This window comes from Verrucosispora sp. WMMA2044, from assembly GCF_027497155.1.
Classification (GTDB): domain Bacteria; phylum Actinomycetota; class Actinomycetes; order Mycobacteriales; family Micromonosporaceae; genus Micromonospora; species Micromonospora palythoicola.
In genome coordinates this window covers 592,318-606,129 of the sequence record NZ_CP114913.1, presented here as the reverse complement: position 1 = coordinate 606,129, position 13,812 = coordinate 592,318, and the positions used below count along the sequence as shown (strand labels likewise).

The window sequence follows — 13,812 nt, the reverse complement described above, 5'->3', positions numbered from 1 at the left end:
ACCGAATTCGAGCCGGCCGGGCAGGAGCTTTCGTTCCTGCCCTTTCGCGTACGAGCAGCCGGCTCGACCCGGGCACCGGCCCCGGGTGCGGTCGGCGGAAGGATGCCCACCGTGACGACCCCGGAGAACCACCGGGTCATCGACCAGCGGATCGACCGTGTCGTACCGCTGACCACCCCGGCCCTGCTGCTGCACGAGCTGCCCCTGGACGACGCCCTCACGGCGGCCGTACTGACTGGCCGTCGGGCGGTCGGCCAGGTGCTCGACCGCACCGACGACCGCCTGCTGGTGGTGGTCGGGCCGTGCTCGGTCCACGACCCCGCCGCCGCCCTCGACTACGCGCACCGGCTCCGCGCGGCGGCCGAGCGGGTCAACGAGGACCTGCTCGTCGTGATGCGGGTGTACTTCGAGAAGCCGCGTTCCACGGTGGGCTGGAAGGGGCTGATCAACGATCCCGGGCTGGACGGCTCGGGTGACGTCAACACGGGGTTGCGCCGCGCCCGGGCGCTGCTGCTCGACGTGCTGCGTCTCGGTCTGCCGGTGGGCTGCGAGTTCCTCGACCCGATCACCCCGCAGTACATCGCGGACACCGTCGCGTGGGGGGCGATCGGGGCGCGCACCGTGGAGAGCCAGGTGCACCGCCAGCTCGCCTCCGGGCTGTCCATGCCGATCGGCATGAAGAACCGTCCCGACGGCAGCATCGCCACCGCGGTCGACGCGATCCGGGCGGCCGGCGTACCACACGTCTTCCCGGGCATCGACGTCTCCGGCACGCCGGCGATCATGCACACCCGGGGCAACGCGGACGGCCACCTGGTGCTGCGGGGCGGTGGCGGCCGGCCGAACTACGACGCCGAGTCGGTGGCCGGTGCGCTGGACCTGCTACGCGCCGCGGGGCTGCCGGAGCGGCTGGTGGTGGATGCCAGCCACGCCAACAGCGGCAAGGACCACCGCAACCAGCCCGCGGTCGCCGCCGACGTGGCCGGGCAGATCGCCACCGGCCAGCGCGGCATCGTGGGGATCATGCTGGAGAGCTTCCTGGTACCGGGTCGACAGGACCTCGACCCCACCCGCGAACTCACCTACGGCCAGTCGGTCACCGACGCCTGCATCGGCTGGGACACCACCGACGAGGTGCTCGCCGAGCTGGCCGCCGCCGTCCGCACCCGCCGCGCCGCCGCCCCCTCCCTCCCCACCCCCGCCTGACCCTCACCTACAGCCGTGTTGATCATGAGGTTAGCGGCAGTGGTCGATCTCCACGGTGCCGCCAACCTCATGATCAACGCAGGTGGACGGGTGGGTGGGGGTGTTTTGGGGGGTCGGGGGTGGGTAGGTCACGGGGGTGAGTGACGACGTACCCGTGACCGAGGCAGCCACGGAACCCACGACGCAGGCTCGGCTGCCCGAGGCCATCCTGGCCGACGTGCCCGTGGTGGACACCGCCGCGCTCGATCCGCCCACCACCGACCTGCCCGGCACGGCCGCCGCGGTCGGGGACGAGGTGGAGACCGAGCAGGTGGACACCCGTCCGCTCGACGAACTGCTCGACGACCTCTACCACGGTCAGGAGCGGATCAGTCAGGTGGACATCTACCGCCACGCGGTCGCCGCGGAACTGCCGGCGCAGTTGCTGTCCCGGCTCAACGCGCTGCCACCGGGCGAGTACGCGGTCGACGAGGTGACCGACCTGCTGGGTGGCTCGGCGGGATGACCGGCCGGCCGCTGCCGGCGACGAGGAGAGGAACGCGATGACGCAGCGCGAGGAAGATCAGCACCCCCACCCGCCCGCGCTCGGCCAGCCACCGGAGGGGACGGACACCCTGCCGGAGCCAGACTTCGCCAACGAGCACGACCGCACCGCCGTCGACCGGGACATCGTCACCGGTGCCGACGAGGACGAGCGGGAACCGGAGTCGCCCCGCGGCTGGTCCGGCATGCAGCGCTGAGTTGCCGGCCGGGCCGCCGGAGATCCGGTCGGCCGGTCGGAACGAGGTCGGCCCGCGATTCGGGCCGACCTCGTCGTAGGTACCTGCCGTCCGTCAATCCTCCCCGCCGCCACCCTCGGCTGCCTGCTGGGCCACCGCGTACCCCATCTGCAGGAAGTCGGAGGCCGCCACCGCGGTCAGCGCCGTGGCGACGAGCCGGGTCAGTCGTGGCGCGAGCACCAGTCCGCCGGTCAGGCCGGTGGCCACCCACACGGCCAGGCAGAACGGGCAGCTGAGCAGTTCGCCGATGGCGTGGCGGGTGGAACTGCCCGAGTCGCGTACCTGCTCCATCACCTCGCCGCTGCCGATCGGCCGGTCGTAGCGGGTGAACGGGGCACGCAACGGACTGGTCACCGCGTCCTTGGACAGCAGCCGACTGAGCTTGTGGGTGGCGATGGCGAGCAGCACCACGTCCGACGTGGCGGGTCGCTCGGGCACGGTCCGCCCGGTCACCCGCACCACGCCGGCGATCGCACCGGTCACCGCGGCGTAGGTCCCCATCGCCGCCAGGTAACCACCCAGCGGGCGGTGCTCGTGCGGCGCGTACGCCTGGCGCAACCGCGCCACCTTCTGCTTCAGATCGCTCACCCGGCCTCCTCTTCGGGTCACGCTTCGACTCCGCCGCGGTCCGGCGGCAGGTCTGCTCGGATCAGCCGGCCTGCAGGTTGTCGGCCACCTCGCGGGCCAGGCTGTCAAGTGCCTCGTCCGCCAGCCGGTCGACGTCCTCGCCGCCCCCGCCAATCTCCAGCCGGAGGCGGGAGCCACCGGCGTCGACCGGCTCCACCCGCAGTTCGGCCGACCAGTCGGCGCCTCGGGCGGTCCAACGGGCGCGCAGCTGCTCGGCCTCGACCTCCTGGGCCGGGTCGTTCGACAGCAACGGCTCGGGCAGCCACGAGGAGATCCGGTCGGGATCGGTGGCCGTGTTGAACACGACCTCCGGAGGCGCGGACACCCCCCGCTCGGCGTCCGCCATCACGCGTCCCGCAGCCGGCTCGGGTCGACCTCACGCCCCGGATGGCGGGCGAGGTACTCGGTCTCCAGCTCGGCGGTGCGGCGCAGGTGATTGGCGAGCGCCGAATCGGTGGCGTGGCGCAGCGTGTCCAGTCGGGTGCGGTGCAGGCTCTGCATCTCCCGGATGAGATCCTCTTCGCCCAGTTCCGCCGGATCGATGCCGAGCAGATCCGCCTCGGGCGCGGGCGTCGGCGTCCGGTCGTCGCCCCACTCAGGAATCCGCTGCTCGGGGCTCACCTCCGTACCGCCGGTGGGAAATCCGTCCGGTCGTCCCGATGCCGTCATCTCGCCCCCTCGTCCGTCCTGGGCTGGCGTCTGTACGGTTGCCCACCTCGGGTGTGGCCAAACCACGAGGCACTACGACACCGCGTCGGAGAAGGCGGCCGGCTTCGGTACCCTCGTGGCATGAAGCGGCTCTGGACCCCGGCGTGGATCGCTCGCCACGTGGCCATGGTCGTGCTGGTGACCACCTTCCTCGGCCTCGGCTGGTGGCAGGTCAGCCGCGCAGCGGCGGGCAACGCCATCAGCTGGGGTTACGCCGTGGAGTGGCCGATCTTCGCGGGCTTCGTGGTCTTCGTCTGGTGGCGCGAGGTGCGCCACACGCTACGAACGGCCGCTGCGCAGGACGAGGACGCGGCCGCGCCGGCGTCCGCCGATCACCGGGGCGAGGCCGCCGGGCCCGACGGTGTCACCGCGGCCGACGCGATCGACGCCAAGCCGTCACGGCCGGGGATCCGACGTCCGGTGCGGGTCGCCCGGGTCGGCGCCGGGCCCGTTGCGGACGACGCCGAGCTGGCCGCCTACAACCGCTACCTGTCATGGTTGAACGCCAATCCGGGCGCGAAGCCCGGCGACTATCCCGGCTGAACCGGGCCCGGAAGGACGGACGAGAAGTGCGCGCTGCCCTCACCCGCTACCGCGTGATCGCCTGGGTCGTCGGCGTGGTGCTGATCCTGCTGGTCGTGATCGGCATGCCGCTCAAGTACGGCTTCCACAACCCGGTCGTGGTGGAGACCGTGGGCCAGGCACACGGCTTCCTCTACATGGTGTATCTCGTCGCCGCGTTCGACCTGTCCCGGCGGGCCGACTGGCCGCTCAAGCGGATGATCCTGGTGATGCTGGCCGGCACCGTTCCGTTCGTCTCCTTCTGGGCGGAGCGGCGGGTGAGCGCGCTGGTCACCGCCGAGCAGCGGGAGCGCGAGCACGCGCCCGAGCCGATCGCCGGCTAGCGACCCGCCCTCACCGTCGCGGTCGCCACGGTTCGGCACCCGCCAGCGGGTCCTCCCAGCCGCCGTAGCTGTTCATCTCGCGGGCCCGGCGCAGCGCCCGGCTCACCTGGCCGAACTGGTGCTCGTCGTCGCTGCTGAACAACAGTTCGTCGCTGCCCGCCCGGCGACCCCACAGCTCGTACGCCGGTGGGCGCCAGCGGTCGCCCGCCACCGCGAGCAGCACCGGCACGAGAAACACGGCGCCGAGCAGGAGGTACGCCCCGGCGGTGAGCCGTTGCAGCCCGCCGGTGAACCCGAGCAGCAGTCCCACCCCGCCGATCACCACCGTCGAGGTCAGCACGGCCCGGGTCGCCGCCCGGTCGTGTGGCCCCCGGGTGCTGTGCAGATGGGTCAGCTCGGCGACGCGCCAACTGCTGCGCCCGACGGTGAACCGGTCGACCGTGACGATGATCCCGGGCCGCGCGTAGAGCAACGGCGGCCCGGTGCCGGTGCCTCGGGGTGTCCGTGGCGGTCGCGTCGTCGCGCCATCAGGATTCACGACCCCTCCTTCCACGGCTGGCATCGGGTGGATCACCGCCAGCCGGAGACATCGACACCGGTTGACGGGATTCCCGGCCGCGCGATTCATTGTGGGCCGCCCGCGCCACTCCGGCTCGGGCGTTTCCGATGGTCAGAGGCCTGCCAGTGACATGTGGTGCCGGAAACGGCGCACCAAGTCCGGCTTGTCGGTCAAAACGCCCCGGCATCCGACGTCATATGCCGGGAGCGACCAGTCCGACATATCGCCGATAACCGCCTTGGCGCTGTTCGTGGCCTGCGTCCTCCGCCACAGCGCCACCATTGGTCCCGACTTTCTCTGCGGATGACACCCGTCCCGTACTAGGTTGGGCGGGTCGGTCCGGCCGGCCGCCGTCCACCGGGACGGCACCGGGCCGTCGCCGCCGCGGAGCCTCAGCCGCCCGCGCCGGCCGCCGGGAGAGGAGCATTCGGGCTCTTGTCGTCCCTGACGCACACGCTGCGCGCCCTGACGGCCGCCGCCTTCACCCTGGCGCTGCTCATGCCGGCGACGGTGGCTCGGGCCGAGCCTTCCCCCGCCGAACTCACCCGGCGGATCGAGAAGTCCTCCGTCGAGTTGGAACGCGTGGTGGAGGCCCACAACGAGCTGCGGGAGAAGATCAAGGACAACCGTGCCGCGGTGGAGCGGTTGCAGGACCGGATCGGTCCGCTGGAGCAGCAGGCCGAGCAGAGCCGGGCGGACGTCGGCGAGATGGCGGTGACCGCGTACAAGACCGGCACCCTGGGCACCGTCGACGCGCTGCTGCACGGTGGTGACTCCACCGCAGTACTGGACCGGCTCGGCACGCTGGACCACCTGACCCGGCAGCGGCAGGCCACCATCGCCGGCTACACCGCCGACCAGCGGCGGCTGCTCGACGAGAAGACCCGGCTGGACGTCACGCTCAGCCGGCAGGCGGCGCAGTCACGCGAGCTGTCCTCGGCGAAGAAGCGCATCGAGCGCGATCTCGCCAAGCTCTACGAGCTGCGCCGGCAGGCGTACGGCCGGGCGACCGAACGACCGACGAACCGGGCCAGCAGCGCCCAGGACGCACCCGCCGTCTCCGGCAAGGCCGGCGTCGCCGTCCGGTACGCCTACGGCGCGCTGGGCAAGCCGTACGCCTGGGGCCAGGACGGGCCGGGCAGTTACGACTGCTCCGGGCTGACCTCGGCGGCCTGGCGGGCGGCCGGCCGATCACTGCCACACAACACCCGCATGCAGTGGGGAGCGGTGGCCCACATCAGTCGCGGTGAGCTGCGCCCCGGCGATCTGGTCTTCTACCGCAGCCTCGGTCACGTCGCCATCTACGTCGGCGACGGGCAGGTCATCCACGCACCGACCTTCGGCCGCAACGTGGAGAAGCGATCCGTGGACCTGATGTCGCCGTACGGGTACGGGCGGGTGCGCTGACCCACCGGCCTCGACGAGCCGATCCGGCGGCGTCCCGGCCGCCAACGACAGACGGCGAACAGCCGGCGTCCCCCTATCGGACGCCGGCCGTTCGCCGTTATTGTCTCCCGCTCAGGCCGCCTGCAGACCCTCCGCTCGGGCCAGCTCGCGGAGCCGGCCGAGCGCCTGGATCTCCAACTGCCGGATCCGCTCACGGGACAGCGAGAATCGCGAGGCCACCTCGGTCAGCGAGTGCTCACGGCCGTCCTCCAGCCCGTACCGGGCCCGCATGATGCCGGCCGAACGGTCGTCCAGGTGGTTGAGCAGCCCTTCGATCCGCTGCCGCTCCAACCCGGTGAGCACGATCTCCTCCGGGGACGGAGCGTCGCTGTCGGCGACCAGGTCGCCGAGGTTGGTGTCGCCGTCGTCGCCGACCGGCGTGTCCAGCGACACGGTGTCCTGCGACCAGCGGACCAGTTCGTTGACCCGCTCGACGGTGACCCCCAGCGCCGCCGCGATCTGCTCCGGCTCCGGGTCGCCGCCCAGCTCACGGGTGAGCTGCCGGGCCACGTTACGCATCCGGTTGACGTCCTCGACCAGGTGCACCGGCAGCCGCACGGTGCGCTCCTGCTGGGCGATCGCCCGGCTGATGGCCTGGCGGATCCACCACGTCGCATAGGTCGAGAACTTGTACCCGCGTTCGTAGTCGAACTTCTCGACCGCCCGGACCAGACCGGTGTTGCCTTCCTGGATCAGATCCAGCATCGGCATGCCGGAGCGGACGTAACGTCGGGCGATCGACACGACCAGGCGCAGATTCGCCCGGATGAACAGGTCCTTGGCCCGTTCCCCGTCGGCGACCAGCCGCTCCAGTTCCTCCCGGGTGACCCCGTCGGGGGCGCGGTCCTCGCCGATCAGGTGCTCGGCGTAGAGGCCAGCCTCGATCGCCTTGGAGAGATCGACCTCCTTGGCGGCGTCCAGCAGCGGCGTCCGGGAGATCTCGTGCAGGTAGACTCCGACCAGGTCGCGCTCCTCGGCGACCTCGTCAGTTCGCATTCCGATGTTCTTGTCCACGGTGCCCACGGTCCCCTCGCTCGCGCCGGTTGCCCGGTTCCTTGCCATCCCCACGCCCATCAGCCCTCCCCCGTAACCTCCGCTGTGCCCATCGGTGCTGACATCTACACAACAGATGAGACGTGTCGGGGATTCCATGTCGTGGGTCGAAAGTGTCACGAATGCCTGATAATCCGCTGAGAGCAGCGTCCATGTTTGCTGTCAGCACCCTGCCTGGCTGTCGCCGGCCGGCACCTCGTGAGGTCGACGGATCGACGGATCGACGTCCGTCCCGGTCCATGGCAGCACTGCCCGGCCGACAGTCGCAGCGACCCGGGTCACCACCGTGCTGCGATCCTGGTCACTGCCTGATACGCGTACGTGGACCGCTCGGTTCATCCACGCCGGTGGTAATACCCCACGCCCTGGTGAACAATCCGTGCGCCGGTTCTATGCCCGCGGCGACAGCGCGCATCGGCCGGCTGTCCCGTTTCCGACGCGAGGACCGGCCCACCACCTGCGGTCCGGTGTCCACCCGGATGAGGACGTCACCGGCGCGGGCGATCGGCGTCTCCAGTTCGGTCAGGGCGACCGTCGGGGCCCAGCTCCCGACGACCGGCCATCGCACTAACCTCAGGTCATGGCGAATCGCAGTGTGTTGGTCACCGGGGCCACGGGCGGGCTGGGCACGGCGGTCAGCGCCGCCTTCTCGGCGGCGGGGTGGCGCGTGGTCGCGCCCCAGCGCCGACGACCGGACCCGGTGGACGGACCCGAGGGCGACGCTCCGGTCCGGATCGTCGCGGACCTGACCGACCCGCAGGACGCCGCCCGGGTGGCCGAGGTCGCGGCCGGCGATCCCGAGGCGCCGCTGCGCGCGGTGGTCAATCTGGTCGGCGGATACGCCAGCGGCGGCCTGTTGCACGAGACGCCGATCGAGGACTTCGAACGGATGCTGACCATCAATCTCCGCCCGACCCACCTGGTCACCCGTGCCGCGCTGCCCCACCTGGTCGCCGCCGGCGGTGGCGCGGTGGTCTGTGTCGCGGCCCGGGCGGCTCTCGCGCCCTTTCCCGGGGTCGCCGGCTACGTCACGGCGAAAGCCGCCGTGCTCGGCTTCGCCGCCGCGGTCGCGACGGAGTACAAGGCGGCCGGGGTCCGCTGCAACTCGGTGCTGCCGAGTGTCATCGACACCCCGACCAACCGCGACGCGATGCCGGACGCCGACCACACCCGTTGGGTGGACCCGGCCGAGATCGCGTCGGTGATCCGCTTCCTCGCCTCGGACGAGTCGGCACCCACCAGCGGCGCCGCCGTACCGGTCTACGGACGGGCCTGAAGTGGGACCAGTTCCGTCACCGGCGCGGCCGCCCCTGCCGGCAACGTAGCGGTCGGCTCGTTCCCGGCCGTCAGCCAGGCGTTCAGGTGCTCGCGGATCTCCCGGGCCAGTTCCTCGGCCGGGAGATCCGCGTCGACCGGCACGAACGTCGGATACTCCGGCAGCGTGCGGTAGGCCAGGTCGGCGGCGGCCAGAAAGCCCAGGCTCTCGTGGTCGGTGCCCCGACGCTCGATGCGCCGGTACGCCTCGGTCGGCTCGACGGTCAGCAGGAACGTCAGCTGCGGTCGGGGGAAGAGTCGGTAGGTGGCCCGGATCATCCGCTCCCAGCGGTGCCCGCCGTGTGCCCGCAGACTGGCGTACTGGCAGGCCGCGTAGCGGTCCATCACGGCCACCCGACCGGTGCACAGGCCACCGAGCAGTGTCATCGCGATGGCCAGCCAGCGCAGCACGGACTCCACCAGGAGCATTCCGTCCCGGCCGAGGAGACTCTGGGCATCCGACCGACCGAGTCGGTGCGCCACCCGGCCGAGCCAGCGCCGGCCACCGGCGTTGCGGTGGTAGGTGGCTGGGTGCCCGGCCGCGGTGAGTGCCTCGGCGAGCTGGTACGCCTGGGTGGTCTTGCCCGAACCGTCGATGCCGATCAAGGCGATGGTACGGAGCCGCCCCCTGCCGCAGCGGACTCCCGTCGAATCGGGCGCTCCCGTCGATCTGGCCACCCTCGAAAGGTTATCCGACAGCCGCACGACGGCCGCACCATAGATCCGGTTTGCGCCCTGTTCATCCCCTTGCGCGCGCCGCGCAGGTGTGGGCGACCGGAATGCCGGGTACCGATCGGAGATCCCACCGGATGGCACCCCCGACGAGTCGACGGGAGAGGCGAGATGGCCGAGCGCGACGACGAGACTCTCCTACACACCCTCAAGAAGGTCGCCGCCGTGCTCAAACAGTCCGAGATCCCGTTCGCGCTCGGCGGCAGCTTCGCCGTGTACGCGCACGGCGGGCACTCCAGCGAGCACGACGTCGACTTCCTCATCCGCGAGTCCGACGTCGAACCCGCGCTGGAGGCGCTGGGGCAGGCCGGTTTCACCGCCGAGCGGCCACCGGAGGACTGGCTGGTGAAGGTCTTCGACGGTGGCCGGATGGTGGACCTGATCCACCGCCCGATCGAGACGCCGGTGACCGAGGAGACCTTCGCCGACACGGTCGTACGCCCGGTCGACGCCATCCACATGCCGGTGCTGTCGGCCACCCAGTTGATGGTGCACAAGTTGCTCAGCTTCTCCCAGCACTACTGCGACTTCGCCCGCGGGCTGCCGCTGGCCCGTTCGCTGCGTGAGCAGATCGACTGGGAACGGGTACGCAAGGAGACGCAGCACTCGCCGTACGCCGAGTCGTTCCTGGTGCTGCTGGACAGGCTGGACGTCGTGCCCTACTCCGGCACGGCCGACGGGAAGGGGAGACCGTGACCGCGCACCGCGACTCCGGCGCCGGGCCGCCGGACGAGTACGTCGAGGCGGAGATCCACCGGCTGCTCACCGAGGATCCGGCCGTCGCCGAACAGGGAATCACCGTGGTCCGTACTGAACGCGCTCTCGTGCTGCACGGCGAGGTCGAGAGCGCGCACCGGCGGGAGGAGATCCTGCGCCGGGTGGCCGATCGCTTCCCGGACGTGCCGATCACCAGTGACATCGGGGTGGTCCGCACGCAGGCGCCCACGGAGATCGAGCAACTGCCCTGAGGAGGTTCGATGGTTATCCGGATCGCCGCCGTGGGCGACGTGCATCTGGACGAGGACGTGGTCGGCCGGTTCCGGCCGGCACTTGAGCAACTACCGGGCAACGTCGACGCGCTGCTGCTCGCCGGCGACCTGACCCGGCACGGCACCGAGGCCGAGGCCCGCTGCGTGGCCCGGGAATTCGGCGGCCTGGGCGTGCCGGTGATCGCCGTGCTGGGCAACCACGATCATCAGTGCGACCAGGTGCCCCAGGTGATCGGGGCGTTGGAGGAGGCGGGCATCACCGTCCTGGAGGGCGACGGGGTGGTGCTGGACTGCCCGGGTGGCCGCCTCGGCGTCGCCGGGGTGAAGGGCTTCGGTGGCGGTTTCGCCGGCCGGTGCGCCAGCGACTTCGGCGAGCCGGAGATGAAGGCGTTCGTACGCACCACGACCGAGAGCGCCGACCGGCTGAGCGAGGCACTGCGCTCGCTGGACTGCGACGTGCTGGTGGCCCTCACCCACTACGCCCCGGTGCCGGACACCCTGGCCGGCGAGCCGTTGGAGATCTACCCGTTCCTCGGCTGCTACCAGCTGGGGCAGGCCGTCGACGCCGCGCCGACCGCGCTCGCCCTGCACGGGCACGCCCATCACGGCACCGAGCGGGGCACCACCCCGGGCGGGGTCCGCGTCCGCAACGTGGCACACCCGGTCATCAAGCAGGCGTACAGCGTCTTCCACCTGGGCGATCACCTTGATCAAGGCGAGGTTTCCGGAGTCGCCGCCGGGGGTATTCAGCAACCATGGAGCTGATTCTCTGGATTCTCGCAGTCGTACTGGTGGTCGCCGGCATCCTCGCGCTGTTCCGCCGGCAGATCCTCTGGGGCATCGTCCTCATCGTCGTCGGGCTGCTCGTCGGCCCGGGTGGGGTCAGCATCTTCAGTTGACCTGGCGACGCAGGGCGTCGCTCACCGGACCCGCCGGGGTCGTCGCGACCGGTACTCCGTCCTCCCGACAGGAGTCACCGGACGTGGCGGCCCCGGCGTGCTTGTCGTCAGTCGGTCGGGGGACCGCGCCCGCCCCGGTCGCCGTCGACCCGCCCCGCGACAGGACGGCCTGGCCCCCCGTCTGCGGCCTTACCAGGGCAGCTCCCCGGCCTCGTCCTGGAAGGTACCGGTCGGACCGTCGACGCCGAGGGTCGCCAGTCGCACGACCGTTCTGGCGCTTTCCGCCGCAGGTCGTCCGCCGCCGACCGCCGCGGTCAGATCGGTGGCGGTGAAGCCCGGCTCGAGTGCGTTGAACCTGATGCCCGGCTGGGATTTGGCGTACTGGACCGTCAGCATGGTGGCCGCCGTCTTGGACGCCGAATAGAGCGGAACCGACAGATGGAATTCCGGCCGTTCGGGATTGTTCACTGCCCAGAACGAACCCGCACTGCTCGACACGGTGACCACCGTAGGGTTCGCGGATCTGCGTAGCAGGGGAAGTGCCGCCTCCGTGACGCGCACGATTCCCACCACGTTGGTGTCGAAGACCCGCAGTGCCGTGGGACCGTCGGTGACGCCGTCGCCGAGGATGCCCGCGTTGTGCACCAGCACGTCGAGCCGACCCTCGGCGGCGTCGATCGCCGCCAACGCGCTGGTCACCAAGGCGTCGTCGGTCACATCGAGTTGCACGAACCGCGCGCCGAGCGCTGCGGCGGCCTTCTCCCCGCGCCCGACATCACGCGCGCCGACGTAAACGGCGTGACCCAATTCCAGTAGGTGCCTGGCGGTCTCGAAGCCAATTCCCTTGTTCGCCCCGGTGATCAGCGTGACGCTCATGCTCTTCCTCCCGAAATACGCGGCCCGTGCGGACCGTTCGAAACGGTATGGGCAGCTACTCGCCACAGCCGGAGCCCCGTCGAACCCGGGGTGTGACAGGACCCCCTCTGCCCGCCGCGCACAGCCCTAGGCTGGCCGCGTGAACGCGACGAAGAACGCTCTTGGTGCGTACCTGCGGGCGCGACGCGAGCTGGTCACACCTCAGCAGGCCGGCATCCCCGACGTCGGCGTACGGCGCGTGCCCGGGCTGCGGCGTGAGGAGGTCGCCATGCTGGCGGGCATCAGCGCCGACTACTACCTACGGTTGGAGCGGGGCCGCGACCGCAACCCGTCCGCGCAGGTGCTCGAATCGATCGCCCGCGTGCTCCGCCTCAACGGCGACCACGTCGCCCATCTGCGGACACTGGTGTCGCAGACACCCCGGCAACGCCGGGCCAGACGACACCCGGAGACGCCGCCGCCCGGCGCGCTCAAACTCTTGGACTCCCTCGTCCAGCCCGCCTTCATCGAGGGGCGCTACTTCGACATCCTGGCCTCGAACGCTCATGCCAGGGCGCTCTCCCCCCGCCTCGCCGTAGGCGGCAACCAACTGAGAGACATGTTCCTGGATCCGGCCGAACAGGCTCTGCACCCGGACTGGGAGAGCATGACGGAGTGCCTGATCGCCAACCTCCGACAGGCCGTGGGCAACGACATCGACGATCCGCGCTTCGTCGAACTCGCTGGTGAACTCTCCCAGGGCAGTGTCCTGTTCCGCGAACTCTGGGCCCGCCACGAGGTACGCGGGCAGCGTGGGACGACGATCCGGATCAACCATCCGCAGGTCGGCGGGCTGACCCTGAACCGAGAACGACTGGGCATCGGTGGGGCCGAGCACCTGATGCTCGTCGTGTACCACGCAGACGCCGGGTCAGACGACGCGGACAGGTTGGCCCTGATTGCCTCGGCGGGCCTATCCACCGCGCCCCGGGTCGACAGCTTCGGGTAAATCAACAGCTGAGCCGGCCACCGTGCTGTCCGAGCACACTGAAGATGGCCCTTGGGCCCGACGAGGACCCTCCGGAAGGTTTGCCGCCCCGACTCGGCGGAGAACCACCGACCATGCGGACGAGTACGGAGCAGACCCGACGAAACGGTGCCGGCAAGTGGTGGGCGCTCGCCGGTTTCGCGGTGGCCGTCCTGGCCGCCGCCGTGATCGGCAACCTGGCCGCCTCGGGCGCCGCCGACCAGTACGCGAACCTCGACCGGCCCGCGTGGTCGCCGCCGTCCTGGCTCTTCGGCCCGGTCTGGAGCATCCTCTACGCGACGATCGCGGTAGCCGCCTGGCTGGTCTGGCGCCGGGTGGGCTTCGGTGTGGCCCTCGGCGCGTGGGTGGTCCAACTCGTGCTCAACGCCGCCTGGACGCCGCTTTTCTTCGCCGGTGACCGGTACGGGTTGGCCTTCGCCGAGATCATCCTGTTGTGGCTGGCGATCGGCGTGACCGTCCTGCTGTTCGCCCGGGCGAGTCGGGTGGCGGCGGTGCTGTTGCTGCCCTACTGGGCGTGGGTGACCTTCGCCGCGGCCCTCAACTACTCGATCTGGCAGCTCAACACCTGACCGGGGGCGGGCCAGCCGCCGAACGGCGACCACGGCAGCCACCGCAACGATCTGGCGTTGTTTCGGCGGGCCAACCGTCCGGCGGCGCTGATCATTCTGCCTACCGAAGATCTCTCAATCACC

General features: G+C 70.9%; 20 protein-coding genes. 13 read left to right on the top strand and 7 right to left on the bottom strand.

Annotation, left to right across the window (positions count from 1 at the left end; genetic code table 11):
• Positions 1-102 precede the first annotated feature (102 nt).
• From O3597_RS02795 to O3597_RS02785, 3 genes are all read left to right on the top strand, one after another.
• Positions 103-1,206: a 3-deoxy-7-phosphoheptulonate synthase gene (locus O3597_RS02795; protein ID WP_164447567.1), complete on the top strand. Its 1,104-nt coding sequence runs from the start codon at positions 103-105 to the stop codon at positions 1,204-1,206.
• Between the two features lie 262 nt (positions 1,207-1,468).
• Positions 1,469-1,711 carry a hypothetical protein gene (locus tag O3597_RS02790; protein WP_166458610.1) on the top strand — a complete coding sequence of 81 codons (243 nt, stop codon included), beginning with the start codon at positions 1,469-1,471 and terminating at the stop codon, positions 1,709-1,711.
• A 37-nt stretch (positions 1,712-1,748) separates the two neighbouring features.
• A complete protein-coding gene (locus tag O3597_RS02785) occupies positions 1,749-1,946 on the top strand; it encodes a hypothetical protein (RefSeq protein ID WP_164447568.1) in 198 nt (65 codons plus the stop codon).
• A gap of 93 nt (positions 1,947-2,039) precedes the next feature.
• Here the strand turns inward: O3597_RS02785 and O3597_RS02780 are convergent, their stop codons facing one another.
• From O3597_RS02780 to O3597_RS02770, 3 genes are all read right to left on the bottom strand, one after another.
• Positions 2,040-2,573, bottom strand: a complete 534-nt coding sequence (locus O3597_RS02780) for a DUF1360 domain-containing protein (RefSeq protein ID WP_281603175.1) — start codon at positions 2,571-2,573, stop codon at positions 2,040-2,042.
• Between the two features lie 61 nt (positions 2,574-2,634).
• Positions 2,635-2,958 (bottom strand): hypothetical protein, encoded by a 324-nt coding sequence (locus O3597_RS02775; RefSeq protein ID WP_164447570.1) that lies wholly within the window; start codon positions 2,956-2,958, stop codon positions 2,635-2,637.
• Positions 2,958-3,281: a DUF6158 family protein gene (locus O3597_RS02770; protein ID WP_164447571.1), complete on the bottom strand. Its 324-nt coding sequence runs from the start codon at positions 3,279-3,281 to the stop codon at positions 2,958-2,960. Before O3597_RS02770 ends, O3597_RS02775 begins: the two co-directional genes overlap by 1 nt.
• A 120-nt stretch (positions 3,282-3,401) precedes the next feature.
• Between O3597_RS02770 and O3597_RS02765 the strand changes: the two genes are divergently transcribed.
• Both O3597_RS02765 and O3597_RS02760 read left to right on the top strand, forming a co-directional pair.
• Positions 3,402-3,863, top strand: a complete 462-nt coding sequence (locus O3597_RS02765; protein WP_281603174.1) for a hypothetical protein — start codon at positions 3,402-3,404, stop codon at positions 3,861-3,863.
• A gap of 26 nt (positions 3,864-3,889) precedes the next feature.
• Positions 3,890-4,225 (top strand): DUF3817 domain-containing protein, encoded by a 336-nt coding sequence (locus O3597_RS02760; protein WP_164447573.1) that lies wholly within the window; start codon positions 3,890-3,892, stop codon positions 4,223-4,225.
• Positions 4,226-4,235: 10 nt separating this feature from the next.
• On the opposite strand, the gene O3597_RS02755 is transcribed toward O3597_RS02760, so the two are convergent.
• Positions 4,236-4,763, bottom strand: coding sequence for a DUF6232 family protein (locus O3597_RS02755; protein ID WP_281603173.1), 528 nt, complete (start codon positions 4,761-4,763; stop codon positions 4,236-4,238).
• Between the two features lie 519 nt (positions 4,764-5,282).
• On the opposite strand from O3597_RS02755, the gene O3597_RS02750 reads away from it, so the two are divergent.
• The gene (locus tag O3597_RS02750) at positions 5,283-6,191 is read left to right on the top strand and encodes a C40 family peptidase (RefSeq protein ID WP_164447910.1); all 909 of its coding nucleotides are present in this window, start codon (positions 5,283-5,285) and stop codon (positions 6,189-6,191) included.
• A gap of 111 nt (positions 6,192-6,302) precedes the next feature.
• Here the strand turns inward: O3597_RS02750 and O3597_RS02745 are convergent, their stop codons facing one another.
• Positions 6,303-7,292, bottom strand: a complete 990-nt coding sequence (locus tag O3597_RS02745) for a sigma-70 family RNA polymerase sigma factor (protein ID WP_208020903.1) — start codon at positions 7,290-7,292, stop codon at positions 6,303-6,305.
• 571 nt (positions 7,293-7,863) lie between these two features.
• Here O3597_RS02745 and O3597_RS02740 point away from each other — a divergent pair.
• On the top strand, positions 7,864-8,559 hold the full coding sequence (locus O3597_RS02740; RefSeq protein ID WP_281603172.1) for an SDR family NAD(P)-dependent oxidoreductase: 696 nt from the start codon (positions 7,864-7,866) through the stop codon (positions 8,557-8,559).
• Here the strand turns inward: O3597_RS02740 and O3597_RS02735 are convergent.
• On the bottom strand, positions 8,544-9,209 hold the full coding sequence (locus O3597_RS02735; RefSeq protein WP_164447911.1) for a thymidylate kinase: 666 nt from the start codon (positions 9,207-9,209) through the stop codon (positions 8,544-8,546). The two genes, O3597_RS02740 and O3597_RS02735, sit on opposite strands and share 16 nt — an antisense overlap.
• Positions 9,210-9,389: 180 nt before the next feature.
• Between O3597_RS02735 and O3597_RS02730 the strand changes: the two genes are divergently transcribed.
• From O3597_RS02730 to O3597_RS02715, 4 genes are read left to right on the top strand one after another with little or no spacing between them, the layout of a single operon-like run.
• A complete protein-coding gene (locus O3597_RS02730; protein WP_281604454.1) occupies positions 9,390-10,025 on the top strand; it encodes a nucleotidyltransferase in 636 nt (211 codons plus the stop codon).
• Complete coding sequence (locus tag O3597_RS02725) at positions 10,022-10,297, top strand: hypothetical protein (RefSeq protein WP_164447578.1); 276 nt, start codon at positions 10,022-10,024, stop codon at positions 10,295-10,297. The genes O3597_RS02730 and O3597_RS02725 overlap by 4 nt, the downstream gene beginning before the upstream one ends.
• A gap of 9 nt (positions 10,298-10,306) precedes the next feature.
• A complete protein-coding gene (locus O3597_RS02720) occupies positions 10,307-11,083 on the top strand; it encodes a metallophosphoesterase (protein ID WP_164447579.1) in 777 nt (258 codons plus the stop codon).
• Positions 11,074-11,217: a GPGG-motif small membrane protein gene (locus tag O3597_RS02715; RefSeq protein WP_018786997.1), complete on the top strand. Its 144-nt coding sequence runs from the start codon at positions 11,074-11,076 to the stop codon at positions 11,215-11,217. The genes O3597_RS02720 and O3597_RS02715 overlap by 10 nt, the downstream gene beginning before the upstream one ends.
• Before the next feature lie 189 nt (positions 11,218-11,406).
• On the opposite strand, the gene O3597_RS02710 is transcribed toward O3597_RS02715, so the two are convergent.
• A complete protein-coding gene (locus O3597_RS02710) occupies positions 11,407-12,093 on the bottom strand; it encodes an SDR family NAD(P)-dependent oxidoreductase (protein WP_164447580.1) in 687 nt (228 codons plus the stop codon).
• Between the two features lie 139 nt (positions 12,094-12,232).
• Between O3597_RS02710 and O3597_RS02705 the strand changes: the two genes are divergently transcribed.
• Together O3597_RS02705 and O3597_RS02700 are read left to right on the top strand one after the other, a co-directional pair.
• Positions 12,233-13,081: a helix-turn-helix transcriptional regulator gene (locus O3597_RS02705; RefSeq protein WP_281603171.1), complete on the top strand. Its 849-nt coding sequence runs from the start codon at positions 12,233-12,235 to the stop codon at positions 13,079-13,081.
• A 113-nt stretch (positions 13,082-13,194) separates the two neighbouring features.
• Positions 13,195-13,689, top strand: coding sequence for a TspO/MBR family protein (locus O3597_RS02700; RefSeq protein WP_164447582.1), 495 nt, complete (start codon positions 13,195-13,197; stop codon positions 13,687-13,689).
• Positions 13,690-13,812 lie beyond the last annotated feature (123 nt).